Annotated in this window: 11 protein-coding genes; 1 reads left to right on the top strand and 10 read right to left on the bottom strand. The window is 71.3% G+C overall.

All coding sequences use genetic code 11. The features are described 5' to 3' along the window. The 10 genes from FNH09_RS49215 to FNH09_RS39105 form a co-directional block, all read right to left on the bottom strand. A partial coding sequence (locus FNH09_RS49215; protein ID WP_238427376.1) for a Pro-rich N-terminal domain-containing protein occupies positions 1–289 on the bottom strand: 289 nt, incomplete at its 3' end. A gap of 164 nt (positions 290–453) precedes the next feature. Then, positions 454–1,545 (bottom strand): 3-dehydroquinate synthase, encoded by a 1,092-nt coding sequence (aroB, locus tag FNH09_RS39150; protein ID WP_152894635.1) that lies wholly within the window; start codon positions 1,543–1,545, stop codon positions 454–456. Then, a complete protein-coding gene (locus tag FNH09_RS39145; RefSeq protein ID WP_152894634.1) occupies positions 1,542–2,057 on the bottom strand; it encodes a shikimate kinase in 516 nt (171 codons plus the stop codon). Before FNH09_RS39145 ends, aroB begins: the two co-directional genes overlap by 4 nt. Beyond that, entirely contained in the window at positions 2,054–3,238 is a 1,185-nt protein-coding gene (aroC, locus tag FNH09_RS39140; RefSeq protein ID WP_152894633.1) for a chorismate synthase, read from the bottom strand. The genes FNH09_RS39145 and aroC overlap by 4 nt, the downstream gene beginning before the upstream one ends. 219 nt (positions 3,239–3,457) lie before the next feature. Then, the gene (locus FNH09_RS39135; protein ID WP_152894632.1) at positions 3,458–4,300 is read right to left on the bottom strand and encodes a shikimate dehydrogenase; all 843 of its coding nucleotides are present in this window, start codon (positions 4,298–4,300) and stop codon (positions 3,458–3,460) included. Beyond that, entirely contained in the window at positions 4,281–6,152 is a 1,872-nt protein-coding gene (gene mltG / locus FNH09_RS39130) for an endolytic transglycosylase MltG (RefSeq protein WP_152894631.1), read from the bottom strand. The genes FNH09_RS39135 and mltG overlap by 20 nt, the downstream gene beginning before the upstream one ends. A 122-nt stretch (positions 6,153–6,274) precedes the next feature. Further along, the gene (gene ruvX, locus FNH09_RS39120; protein ID WP_152894630.1) at positions 6,275–6,739 is read right to left on the bottom strand and encodes a Holliday junction resolvase RuvX; all 465 of its coding nucleotides are present in this window, start codon (positions 6,737–6,739) and stop codon (positions 6,275–6,277) included. Between the two features lie 37 nt (positions 6,740–6,776). Continuing rightward, positions 6,777–9,449 (bottom strand): alanine--tRNA ligase, encoded by a 2,673-nt coding sequence (alaS, locus tag FNH09_RS39115; RefSeq protein ID WP_152894629.1) that lies wholly within the window; start codon positions 9,447–9,449, stop codon positions 6,777–6,779. Further along, entirely contained in the window at positions 9,449–9,793 is a 345-nt protein-coding gene (locus FNH09_RS39110; RefSeq protein WP_152894628.1) for a hypothetical protein, read from the bottom strand. The genes alaS and FNH09_RS39110 overlap by 1 nt, the downstream gene beginning before the upstream one ends. Positions 9,794–9,800: 7 nt before the next feature. Then, a complete protein-coding gene (locus FNH09_RS39105; RefSeq protein WP_162469765.1) occupies positions 9,801–10,250 on the bottom strand; it encodes a DUF948 domain-containing protein in 450 nt (149 codons plus the stop codon). Between the two features lie 170 nt (positions 10,251–10,420). Here FNH09_RS39105 and FNH09_RS39100 point away from each other — a divergent pair. Beyond that, positions 10,421–12,484, top strand: a 2,064-nt coding sequence (locus FNH09_RS39100) for an ATP-binding protein (RefSeq protein WP_162469764.1), incomplete at its 3' end; no start/stop codon positions are given.

Genomic DNA, 12,484 nt, shown 5'->3' with positions numbered 1-12,484 from the left:
GCCCGGTGGTGTCGGGGGCCGGCACCTGCGTCTGATGGTGCTGCGGGACCGCGTGCGGCACGGCCACGGGGGGCGCGGGCGGCACGGGCGGGATCGGCCCCGGTCCGGGTGTGCCGATGTATCCGGGCGCCGCGGGGGGCGGCACCGGGGCGGGCCCCTGATGCACACCCGGGTGGTGCGCACCCTGGTGGTGCGGTTCCTGGTGTTGTGCGGCCGGCGACCAGCCGGCGGCCGGACCGTGCCCCGGCTGGTGGGGCTGCGGCAGCGGAGAACCCACTGCGTGCTGCATCCGGTGCCACTCCGTCTCGTACAGGCAATGGGCGAGGGCACGGGGTGCATACCCCGTTCGCTACTGAACGGTACCGCCCCAGGCTGTCCTTTGGTGAACGGCCGGGGGCGGTCCGTAGTGCCCTGGCGTGCGAAGAGAACCGGACGGATCGGGTGTTGCGGGACTTACTCTCCCACCTCGCCGTACGCGGCGAGCAGGACGGCCGGGTCCGGTCCCTCCAGGACGGTCGGCTTGGCCAGTCCGTCGAGCACGATGAAGCGCAGCAGGCTGCCGCGGGACTTCTTGTCGACCTTCATGGCCTCCAGCAGCTTGGGCCACTGGTCGTAGCGGTAGTGCAGCGGAAGACCGACCGACTCCAGGACCGTGCGGTGGCGGTCCGCCGTGGCGTCGTCGAGGCGGCCGGCCAGCCGGCCCAGTTCGGCGGCGAAGTGCATGCCCACCGACACCGCGGCGCCGTGGCGCCACTTGTAGCGCTCGTTCTTCTCGATGGCGTGCGCGAGCGTGTGACCGTAGTTGAGGATCTCCCGCAGCCCCGACTCCTTCAGGTCGGACGACACCACGTCGGCCTTGACCTTGATGGAGCGTTCGATGAGCTCGGCGGTGTGCGGGCCCGCCGGGGTGCGGGCGGCGACGGGGTCGGACTCGATGAGGTCCAGGATCACCGGGTCGGCGATGAAACCGGCCTTGATGATCTCGGCAAGACCGGAGACGTAGTCGTTGACCGGGAGGGAGTCCAGCGCGGCGAGGTCGCACAGCACCCCGGCCGGCGGGTGGAAGGCGCCGACGAGGTTCTTGCCCTCGGCCGTGTTGATGCCGGTCTTGCCGCCGACGGCCGCGTCCACCATGGCGAGGACGGTGGTCGGCACCGCGATCCAGCGCACCCCGCGCAGCCAGGTCGCGGCCACGAACCCGGCGATGTCCGTGGTCGCGCCGCCGCCGACGCCGACGACGACGTCGGTACGGGTGAACCCGCACTGGCCGAGCGCCTTCCAGCAGTAGGCGGCGACCTCGACGGTCTTGGCCTCCTCCGCGTTGGGCACCTGGATGGCGACGGCCTCGAAGCCCTGCTCGGCCAGGTCGGCGCGGAGCGCGTCGCCGGTCTCGGCCAGCGCCTCGGGGTGGATGACCGCGACCCGCTGGGCCTTGTCGCCGATCAGCGCACCGAGCTCGCCCAGCAGCTGACGCCCGACCAGGACCTCGTACGGCGCGGACCCCGCGGTGCCGCCGACCTGGATCCGCGTCACAGACTCGCTCATGCTTCCTTCAACTCCAGTGCGTCCAGGGCGGCCTGGGTGACCTCTTCGGGGGTACGGCCGTCCGTCGCCACGACGGCCGTGGCGATCTCCTCGTACAGGTGCCGACGGGCGTCCATCAGCTCGCGCCACTGCTTGCGCGGGTTGACGGCGAGCAGCGGGCGGGCCGTGTTGAGGCCGGTGCGCTTGACGGCCTCCTCGACGTCCATCGAGAGGTACACCACCCGCAGCCCGGCCAGCAGGCCGCGCGTGTCGGCGTCGAGCACCGCGCCGCCGCCCAGCGCCAGCACGCCGTCGTGGCCGGCCAGCGCGTGCCGCACGGACGTCTTCTCGATCGCGCGGAAGGCGTTCTCGCCCTCGTCGACGAAGATCTCCGCGATGCTGCGCCCCTGCTCGGCGACGATGTCGTCGTCCGTGTCCCGGTAGGCGACGCCGAGCCGCTCGGCCAGCAGCTGCCCGACGGTGGACTTGCCCACGCCCATCGGGCCGACCAGGACGACCAGTGGCCCGCTCATCGGATGTGCAGGTGGTCGAGGTACGACCGCACGTTGCGGCGGGTCTCGGCGACGCTGTCGCCGCCGAACTTCTCCGCCACCGCGTCCGCCAGCACCAGCGCGACCATCGCCTCGGCGACGATGCCGGCCGCGGGGACCGCGCACACGTCGGAGCGCTGGTGATGCGCCTGGGCGGCCTCGCCGGTGGCGACGTCCACCGTCTGGAGGGCCCGCGGCACGGTCGCGATGGGCTTCATCGCGGCCCGCACCCGCAGCAGCTCGCCGGTGGTCAGGCCGCCCTCGGTGCCGCCGGAGCGGCCGGTGGCCCGCCGGATGCCGTCGGCGGTGGTGAGGATCTCGTCGTGCGCCTTGGAGCCGGGCACCCGGGCCAGGTCGAAGCCGTCGCCGACCTCGACGCCCTTGATCGCCTGGATGCCCATGAGGGCGGCGGCCAGGCGCGCGTCCAGACGGCGGTCCCAGTGCACGTGCGAGCCCAGGCCGACGGGGACGCCGTAGGCGAGGACCTCGACCACACCGCCGAGGGTGTCGCCGTCCTTGTGGGCCTGGTCGATCTCCGCGACCATCGCCTTCGACGCGTCCGCGTCCAGGCAGCGCACCGGGTCGGCGTCCAGCCGCTCGACGTCGGCGGGGGTCGGCAGGACGCCGTAGGGCGCCTTGGCCGCGGCGAGTTCCACCACGTGCGAGACGATCTCGATCCCGGCCGTCTCCTTGAGGTAGGAGCGGGCGACGGCGCCGAGCGCGACGCGGGCCGCGGTCTCCCGGGCGGAGGCGCGCTCCAGGATCGGGCGGGCCTCGTCGAAGCCGTACTTCTGCATGCCGGCCAGGTCGGCGTGGCCCGGTCGCGGCCGGGTCAGCGGCGCGTTGCGCGCGAGTGCGGCGAGCTCCTCCGGGTCCACGGGGTCGGCCGACATGACCTTCTCCCACTTGGGCCACTCGGTGTTGCCCACCATGACCGCGACCGGGGAGCCCATGGTCAGTCCGTGCCGGACGCCGCCGAGGAACGTGACCTCGTCCCGCTCGAACTTCATCCGCGCACCGCGCCCATAGCCCAGCCGCCGCCTCGCCAGATGATCCGCCACCATCTCCGTGGTGATCGGCACGCCGGCGGGAAGGCCCTCCAGCGTCGCGACGAGTGCGGGACCGTGGGATTCCCCCGCGGTCAGCCAACGCAGCCTGCTCAACGGTGCTCCTCAGTGCTCGCGCCCTGGTACTGCCCTGCGTACGCGCGTCCTCGCGTACGGCGACGGCGCTACCGGGTGCGCGGCCCCGGCCCGCCACCTCCGATCCTCCCACGTTCCCGGCGCGGACCCGGCCGCCGGTCCAACCAGCGGACGCGTGGCGGGGGACCGTCGGGGACGTGACAGGCGTACGGAGAGGCGTGGCGAAAGCCCGTAAAGGCCCTAGTGCCGGGCCGCCAGGGCCTGTTCGCCGGCCTTGCGCATGGCTTCCACCGGTGCCGGGGCGCGGCCGGTCATCTGCTCGACCTGGAGCACCGCCTGGTGGACCAGCAGGTCGAGTCCGCCGACGACGGCGCCGCCGTACATCGACCAGCGGGCCGCGAGGGTGGTGGGCCAGGGCTCGTAGAGGACGTCGAAGAGGGTGGCGGGCCGCTCGGGGACGGCGGCGGCCAGCGCGTCCGTCGTACCGGCCGGGGTGGTGGCCACCACGAGCGGGAAGTGCAGCGCCTCGGCCGCGTCCGCCCAGTCGGCGGTGCGGACCTCCACCTCCAGCCGCTCGCCCCACTGCCGCATCTCGGCGGCCCGTGCCTCGCTGCGGACGTAGGCGACGACCTCACCGGTGCAGATCCGGGCCAGCGCGGCCAGCGCGGAGGACGCGGTGGCGCCCGCGCCGAGCACGGCCGCGGTGTCGACCTGCTCGATCCCGCGCTCGCGCAGCGCGGCGACCATGCCGGGGACGTCGGTGTTGTCGCCGACCCGGCGGCCGTCCTCGGTGAACACCACCGTGTTGACGGTCTCGATCGCGGCCGCCGTCTCGCTGATCCCGTCGAGCAGCGGGATGACGGCCCGCTTGAGCGGCATGGTCAACGACAGCCCGGCCCACTCGGGTCCGAGCTCGGCGAAGAACCCGGGCAGGGCCGCCTCGTCGACGTCGAACCGGTCGTACGTCCAGCCATCGAGCCCCAGCCGGTCGTACGCGGCGCGGTGCAGCACCGGGGAGAGCGAGTGGGCGATCGGTGAACCGAGTACGGCGGCCCGACGCGCCTCAGTTGCCGGAGCTGGCATTGAACCTTTCCTTGAGTTTCTGGAATTCCTCGTAGGTCTTCGCGAATTCGGTGTTGTTCTGACCGTCGGTCGCCACGAAATACAGCCAGCCGTCGCCGGTCGGACTCAACGCGGCCTTCAGCGCGTCCTCGCCGGGGTTTCCGATGGGACCGGGCGGCAGACCCCGGTTCGTATAGGTGTTGTACGGGTCCTTGTTGCTGTTGATCTCGGACTCGCTGATATGGATTTTGCTCTCGCCCTTCAGGTAATTGAAGGTCGAGTCGAACTGGAGCTTCTGGTTGGTCTCGGTGTTCGTCGGCTTGAGGCGGTTGTAGATGACCTCCGCCATCTTGCGGAAGTCGTCGTGCGTCTTGCCCTCCGCCTGCACGAGGCTGGAGACCGTGACGAGCTGCAACGGGTTCTCCAGGTCGAAGGTCTTGGCCTTGTTCACGAGGTCGTACCTCGTGTAGACCTCGTTCGCCTGCTCGACCATCTGCTTCAGGACCGCCTCGGGCTTCATGCCCTTGGCCGCGGGATAGGTGCCGGGGAAGAGGAAGCCCTCCAGCGGGTCCTTGACATCGGTACCGCCGGTCGCCCACTTCGGCATTCCGAGGTTCTTGTACTGCGCCTCCGCCACCTTCTTGGTGGCGCCTGCGGAAAGGCCCAGCTTGGCGTCGATGTCCTTGTAGACGGCCGCGTTCCGCTCACCTGGCTTGACGATGAGATTCGCCTGGCTCTTCGGGTCGAGCATCATCTTGACGGCGCTGGCCGCGGACATCTCCTTCCGCAGGATGTACGCGCCAGCCTGGATCGAAGTGCCCTGGGGATTCTGCTGCTGCGCCGAGACGAACGCGTCGACGCTCTTGACGACACCGGCGTCCTTCAGCTTGATGCCGATGTCGTAGCCGCCGGCTCCCTTGGGGATCTCGACGGTCACCGTCTCGTCGGTGCCGTCGCCCGCGTAGTCGGGCGCCGCGCCGAAACGATTTTGGTAGTACTGGTAGCCGAAATAGCTGACACCGGCGAGGCCACCGCCGAACACCAGGGCCACCACCAGGCACGCACAGCCGTTGCGGCGCTTCTTGCCCGTGGCGCCGCCCTTGCCCCGCTTGTCGCCCCGGCCGCTCCGGCCGTCCGGCTCGTCGGTGCTCTCGTCGTCGTCATCGTCGTCGCCGCCCGCGAAGAAGGCGTGTTCGCCCTCGTCGGGACCCGGGTCCCAGTCGACCTTGGGTTCCGGTTCGGCGCGGCGCCGGCTCGGCGGCTCCGGCGGCGGGTACGCCTCGGGGGTGCCGTAGAGGTCGGGCTGCTCGGCGCCGTAGGCGGCGGCCTGCTGGCCGTAGGGGTCGCCCGGGTCGGCCGCGTAGGGGACGTGGGCGTGCGTGCCGGTGCCGTCCCAGCCGCCCTGCTGGTACTGCTGCGACTGGTCGGGGTACTGCTGCTGCGACTGCTGGGGGTATTGCTGCTGCGGCTGCTGGGGGTACTGCTGCTGCGACTGGTCGGGGTACTGCTGCTGGTCGTACTGCTGCTGGTACTGGCCGCCGGTGTGCTGGTCGTACTGCTGCGACCCGTCGTAGGCGCCCTGCTGACCGGCCTGGTCCCAGTCGCCGTACCCCGACTGCTGCGCCTGCTGCGACTGCTGCGACTGCTGCGACTGCTGCGACTGCTGCGACTGCTGCGACTGCTGCGACTGCTGCGACTGCTGCGACTGCTGCGACTGCTGCGACTGCTGCGACTGCGGATAGTGCTGCGGCTGGCCGCCGTAGGCAGACTGATGGGCCGCTTGGGCCTGCTGCCCTTCCCATCCGCCGTCCCCGTACATCGGGTCCTGCGGATGCCACGGTTCGGAGCCTTGGCCCCGGCCATACTCAGTCATCGATCCCCTAGAGCCGCGAGGCGGCAATCACACGGCTCGAGGGCCGGTGGACGTTCCGCCTCATTTCTGTGCGGCGGCTGTTCGAACACCACTGCATCGCGCGGAACGTTACCGTATCGCGATCAGATGACCACTTCGACGCCCTCACCGGGTGGATTGCCTGACACCCGTTCGGATTCCAGTGCCTGCTGGAGAATGATGACAGCAGCCGCCTGGTCGATGACCGACCGGCCCTTCTTGGATTTCACTCCCGAGGCCCGCAGTCCCTGACTGGCCGTCACCGTCGTCATCCGCTCGTCGACGAGGCGGACCCCGACCGGGGCGACGCCCCGGGCCAACTCCTCGGCGAAGCCGCGGACCTTGGCTGCGGCCGGGCCCTCGCCCCCCTTGAGGGAGCGGGGCAGACCGACCACGACCTCGATGGGTTCGTACTCCTCGACGAGTTGCCTCAGCCTACGGTGCGCCGCCGGGATGTCCCGTCCGGGGACGGTCTCCACCGGGGTGGCGAGGATCCCGTCGGGGTCGCAGGAGGCGACCCCGATCCGGGCGTCCCCGACGTCGATCGCGAGTCGACGTCCTCTTCTCATCTTCTCGACCGTCTCTTACTTCTTCTCGACCGTCTTTTTACTTCGCGGTCTCGGCGACCAGTCGTTCGACGGCCTCGACGGCCTCGCCGACGGCGGCCGCGTTCTGGCCGCCGCCCTGGGCGACGTCCGGCTTGCCGCCACCGCCGCCGCCGAGCGTCTTGGCGGCCGTGCGGACCAGGTCGCCGGCCTTGAGGCCACGCTCGCGAGCGGCCTCGTTGGTGGCGATGACCGTCAGCGGCTTGCCGCCCACCGTGGTGAACAGGGCGACCACCGCGGCCCGTCCGCCCTGGATGCGGCCGCGCACGTCGAGGACCAGCTTGCGCAGGTCGTCGGCCGTGGTGCCGTCCGGGACCTGGCCGGTGACCAGGGCCACACCGCGCACGTCCCTGGCCGACTCGGCCAGACCGGCGGCGGCCTGGAGGACCTTCTCCGCGCGGAACTTCTCGATCTCCTTCTCGGCGTCCTTCAGCTTGCCGAGCATGGCGGAGACCTTCTCCGGGAGCTCCTCCGGACGGCCCTTGATCAGCTCCTGGAGCTGGGCGACGACCGTGTGCTCACGGGCCAGGAAGTTGTAGGCGTCGACACCGACGAGGGCCTCGATCCGGCGGACGCCGGAACCGATCGACGACTCGCCGAGCAGCTTCACCAGACCGAGCTGGGCGGTGTTGTGCACGTGCGTGCCGCCGCAGAGCTCCTTGGAGAAGTCGCCGATGGTCACGACGCGGACCCGCTCGCCGTACTTCTCGCCGAACTCGGCGATGGCGCCCTGCTTCTTGGCCTCGTCGAGGCTGAGGATCTCGGCGTGCACGTCCAGGTCCCGGGCGAGCACCTCGTTGATCTTCTGCTCGACGTCGGTCATCACGGCCGTCGGGACGGCGGCCGGGGAACCGAAGTCGAAGCGGAAGCGGCCGGGCTGGTTCTCGGAACCGGCCTGGGCGGCCGTCGGGCCGAGGGCGTCGCGCAGGGCCTGGTGGGTGAGGTGCGTGGCCGAGTGGGCGCGGGCGATCGCCTTGCGGCGGCGGCCGTCGATCGAGGCGTGGGCCTTGGCACCGAGGGTCACCTCGCCGACCTGGACGACGCCCTTGTGCACGTACACGCCCGGGACCGGCTTCTGGGTGTCGCGGATCTCGATGACGGCACCGGAGTCGACCTTGATCCGGCCGGTGTCGCCGATCTGGCCGCCGCCCTCGGCGTAGAACGGGGTGCGGTCGAGGACGATCTCGACCTCGTCGCCCTCGCTGGCGGCCGGGGAGGAGGCGCCGTCGACGAGGATGCCGACGATCGTCGACTCGGCGTCGGTGTCGCTGTAGCCGACGAAGTCGGTCTCGCCGGCCTGGTCGGCGATCTCGCGGTAGGCGCCGACCCCGGCGTGGCCGGTCTTCTTGGCCTGGGCGTCGGCCTTGGCGCGCTCCCGCTGCTCCTTCATCAGCCTGCGGAAGCCGTCCTCGTCCACGGACAGGCCCTGCTCGGCGGCCATCTCCAGGGTGAGGTCGATCGGGAAGCCCCAGGTGTCGTGGAGCAGGAACGCCTTGTCGCCGGCCAGGACCTTGCCGCCGGAGGCCTTGGTCTCGGTGACGGCGGTGTCCAGGACGTTGGTGCCGGCGTTCAGCGTCTTGAGGAAGCGGGTCTCCTCGGCGAGGGCGACCGTCTCGATGCGCTCGCGGTCGGTGACCAGCTCCGGGTACTGCTGGCCCATCATCGCGATCACGGTGTCGATGAGGTCCTTGACCACCGGGCCCGTGGCGCCGAGCAGACGCATGTTGCGGATGGCGCGGCGCATGATGCGGCGCAGGACGTAACCGCGGCCCTCGTTGCCGGGGGTCACGCCGTCGCCGATGAGCATCACGGACGTGCGCATGTGGTCGGTGACCACGCGCAGGGACACGTCGGACTCGTGGGCGGCGCCGTAGGCGACACCGGTCAGCTCGGTGGCCTTGTCGATGACGGCCATCGAGGTGTCGATCTCGTACATGTTCTGCACGCCCTGCAGAATCATGGCGAGGCGCTCCAGGCCGAGGCCCGTGTCGATGTTCTTGCTCGGCAGGTCCCCGAGGATCTCGAAGTTGTCCTTGCCGATGCCCTCGCCCCGCTCGAACTGCATGAAGACGAGGTTCCAGATCTCCACGTACCGCTCGTCGTTGACGGCCGGGCCGCCCTCGACGCCGAACTCGGGGCCGCGGTCGTAGTTGATCTCGGAACAGGGGCCGCAGGGGCCGGGGACGCCCATGGACCAGTAGTTGTCCTTCATGCCCAGGCGCTGGATGCGCTCCTTGGGCACGCCGACCACCTCGTGCCAGATGCGCTCGGCCTCGTCGTCGTCCTTGTAGACGGTGATCCAGAGCTTCTCCGGCTCCAGGCCGTAACCACCCTTGTCCTGGGGGCTGGTGAGCAGCTCCCAGGCGTGCTTGATGGCGCCTTCCTTGAAGTAGTCGCCGAAGGAGAAGTTGCCGCACATCTGGAAGAACGTGCCGTGCCGGGTGGTCTTGCCGACCTCTTCGATGTCGGGTGTGCGCACACACTTCTGCACGCTGGTGGCGCGCGCGAACGGCGGCTTGACCTCGCCCAGGAAGTAGGGCTTGAAGGGCACCATTCCGGCCGGGACCAGGAGCAGAGTCGGGTCGTCCGCGATGAGCGACGCCGAAGGGACGACGGTGTGCCCGCGCTCCTCGAAGAAGCTCAGCCAGCGGCGGCGGATCTCAGCCGACTCCATCAGTGGTCCTCATTCCGGTTGTACGAGTACGTCGACCTCTCGACGTACGTCGGGTTGTTGCGGTTCTCGATGGCGACGACGCGCCGGGGAGCGGGGAGTTCGGGGTCCGCGTGGATCCCGAGGGCCTCGCCCAGTTCGGCCTCCCGCCGGGCCATGTTGTCGCGGACGTCGAGCGCGAAGCCCACCGCTTTGTCCTTGAGGCGGTGACCGGTCTCCAGTGCCTTGTTCGCCGCGGTCGCGGCGAGGCTCTCGGGGGTCAGCTGCTTCAGCTTGCGGTTGACCTTGGTGGTGGCCCACACACCGGCGGCGACGCCCGTGGTGAACCAGAAGGTACGGCGGAACATCGCTCGGTCAGTCCTTCTCTCCGCGGGCATTGCGCTTCTCGCGCCGCGAGGCCGGGACGGTACGGCCCACGATCACGGTACGCCGGGGGGCCTTGGCGGGCACGTCGTCGCCTCGGCGGGCGCCCAGGGCCCGGCGTACGCCGTAGCCGAAGGCGGCGACCTTCACCAGGGGACCGCCGAAGGTGGACGCGACGGTCGTCGACAGCGCCGAGGCGTTCGACGTGACCTCCTGGACGTCCGACGCGATCGAGTCGACCCGGTCGATCTGGGTCTGCGCCGAGCGCACCGCCGCGGAGGCGTCGGCCAGTAGCGGGACGGCCTGCTCGGTCACGTCCGCCACGAGCTTGGTGGTCGCCCTGAGCGTCTGGGCCAGCCTCGCCAGTGCCACCGCGAGGAAGGAGACCAGGATCGCCCAGAAGACGGCCACCAGGATCCCGGCCACCTCTCCACCGGACACTGCGCACCCGCTCCCTGAAACGTGCCTCTACATCGAAAAAGTCGTGCACCGAGCCTATCGCGCCGGGCGTGCGGCTCCGTACCGCATTAACGCCCGCGCCGCCCGGGGTCTGCCGGGACAGGGTCCGGAGATTGTACGGAATGAGCACGAGTCAGTACGCTCCGTACACCATGCGAGATCCACAGCGCGAAGACGGGCCGCCGGACGGCAACCTTCCTCTGGAGACCGACCGGTTCGTGGGGCGGACGGACGAACTCGCCGCGCTGGCCGGAGCGCTCGACGCGGCACGGCTGGTGACGGTGACCGGGCCCGGCGGGGTCGGCAAGTCCCGGCTCGCGGCCTGCGCCGCGGCCCGGCGCGCGGCGGGCGCGCAGGGGTGGCGCGACGGAGTGTGGCGGGTGGACCTGACCCCGCTGCGCGACCCCGAGTTCGTCGCGTACGCGGTCGTGGAGGCCATGGGGCTGACCGACCACACCACGCGACTGCCCCGCGAGACCCTCCTCGCGCATCTCGACGGGCGTCAACTCCTGTTGCTCCTCGACGGGTTCGAGCACCTGGTGGAGCCCTGTGCGGCACTGGTGAGCGATCTGCTGCGGCACGCGCCGGGGCTCGACGTGCTCGCCACCGGCCGCCGGCCGCTCGGGGTGGCGGGCGAGCGCCTGCTCCCGCTGGCCCCGCTGGACGAGGACGCGGCGGTCGACCTGTTCGCCGACCGCGCCGCGCAGCTGGGGCTGGCGGTCGACGGCGACGAGGACGTACGGGAGCTGTGCCGGCGCCTGGACGGGATCCCGCTGGCGATCGAGCTGGCGGCGGGGCGGCTGCGGGCCCTGTCCCCCGGGCAGTTGCTCGACCGGTTCGCGGACCGGTTCCGGCTGCTGACGGGCGGCGCCCGGGACGCCCCGGCGCGCCACCAGACGCTGCGCACGGCGATCGGCTGGAGCCACGAGCTGTGCACGCCGGGGGAACGCCTGCTGTGGGCGCGGCTCTCGGTGTTCGCCGGCCCGTTCGACCTGGAGGCCGTCGAGTACGTGTGCAGCGGCGACGGCCTGGACGCCGACGACGTCCTCGACGTCCTGTCCGAGCTGCTGGCCCAGTCCGTGGTGGCCCGCGAGGACACCGCGACGGGCGTGCGCTACCGGATGCTGGGCACCCTGCGGGCGTACGGCGCCGACTGGCTGGAGGCCATGGGCGACGCGACCCGGCTGCGACGGCGCCACCGCGACTGGTACATGGGGCTGGCGACCTGGTGCGAGCTGGACTGGTTCTCGCCCCGGCAGCGGGAGGTGGCCGCCCGTATCGAGGCGGAGCTGCCGAATCTGCGCCGCGCCCTGGAGCACTGCCTAACCGAGCCGGACGAGGCTCATCTGGGCCAGTACCTGGCGGGCTCGCTGTGGTTCTACTGGGCCGGCTGCGGCCGCCTCTCGGAGGGACGGCGCTGGCTGGAGCGCAGCGTGCAGCTGGACACCGAGCAGACGGCCAACGAGCAGTCGCGGCTGAAGGCCCTGTGGGTGCTCGGCTATGTCGCGATCCTCCAGGGCGACGCGGTGCCCGCGCTGGCGGCGCTCCAGGAGTGCCGGGAGGGGGCGGAGCGGGTCGCCAGCCCCACGGCGCTGGCCTACGCGGAGCACCGCGCGGGCTGTCTGGCCCTGGTCACGGACGACATGGCCCGCGCGGAGACGCTGCTGCGCTCGGCACTGGAGCGGTACCAGGAGATCGGCGAGCTCAACAGCAACGTCCTGATGGGACAGGTCGAGCTGGCCATGGCGCGGGCGTTCCAGGGCGATCTGCCGGGCGCGGTGCGGCTCTGCGAGGACGTCCGGCAGGTGTGCGAGGACCACGGGGAGCGGTGGACACGCTCCTACGCGCTGTACGTCCTGGCGTACGCGGCCTCGCGGGACGGTGATCTCGCCGGGGCCCGGAGGCTGCTCACGGAGTGCCTGGCCGGCGCCCACGCCTTCCGTGACCTGCTCGGTTCGGTGCTGGCGGTGGAGCTGTTGGCGCTGGTCACGGTCGCGGAGGGCGACGCGGCGGAGGCCGCGGTGCTACAGGGCGCGGCCGCCGGCATGTGGCCCTCGGTGGGGCTGCCGCTGTTCGGCTCGGCGTACTACAACGCCCCGCACGAACTGTGCGAGACGAAGGCCCGGGACCGGCTGGGCGACGAGCGGTACGAGGAGTGCGTACGGCAGGGGGCGCGGCTGGGCCGGGAGGCCGGGGTGGCGCGGGCGCTGGGGCGG

It is taken from the genome of Streptomyces adustus, from assembly GCF_009377175.1.
GTDB classification, from domain to species: Bacteria; Actinomycetota; Actinomycetes; order Streptomycetales; family Streptomycetaceae; genus Streptomyces; species Streptomyces adustus.
This window is presented reverse-complemented; position numbering and strand designations above follow the sequence as displayed.

Bases quoted from the DNA above. Each gene is read 5' to 3' on its own strand.
- aroB (WP_152894635.1), bottom strand. From the start codon at position 1,545: ATGAGCGAGTCTGTGACGCGGATCCAGGTCGGCGGCACCGCGGGGTCC.
- FNH09_RS39145 (WP_152894634.1), bottom strand. From the start codon at position 2,057: ATGAGCGGGCCACTGGTCGTCCTGGTCGGCCCGATGGGCGTGGGCAAG.
- FNH09_RS39135 (WP_152894632.1), bottom strand. From the start codon at position 4,300: ATGCCAGCTCCGGCAACTGAGGCGCGTCGGGCCGCCGTACTCGGTTCA.
- mltG (WP_152894631.1), bottom strand. From the start codon at position 6,152: ATGACTGAGTATGGCCGGGGCCAAGGCTCCGAACCGTGGCATCCGCAG.
- ruvX (WP_152894630.1), bottom strand. From the start codon at position 6,739: ATGAGAAGAGGACGTCGACTCGCGATCGACGTCGGGGACGCCCGGATC.
- alaS (WP_152894629.1), bottom strand. From the start codon at position 9,449: ATGGAGTCGGCTGAGATCCGCCGCCGCTGGCTGAGCTTCTTCGAGGAG.
- FNH09_RS39110 (WP_152894628.1), bottom strand. From the start codon at position 9,793: ATGTTCCGCCGTACCTTCTGGTTCACCACGGGCGTCGCCGCCGGTGTG.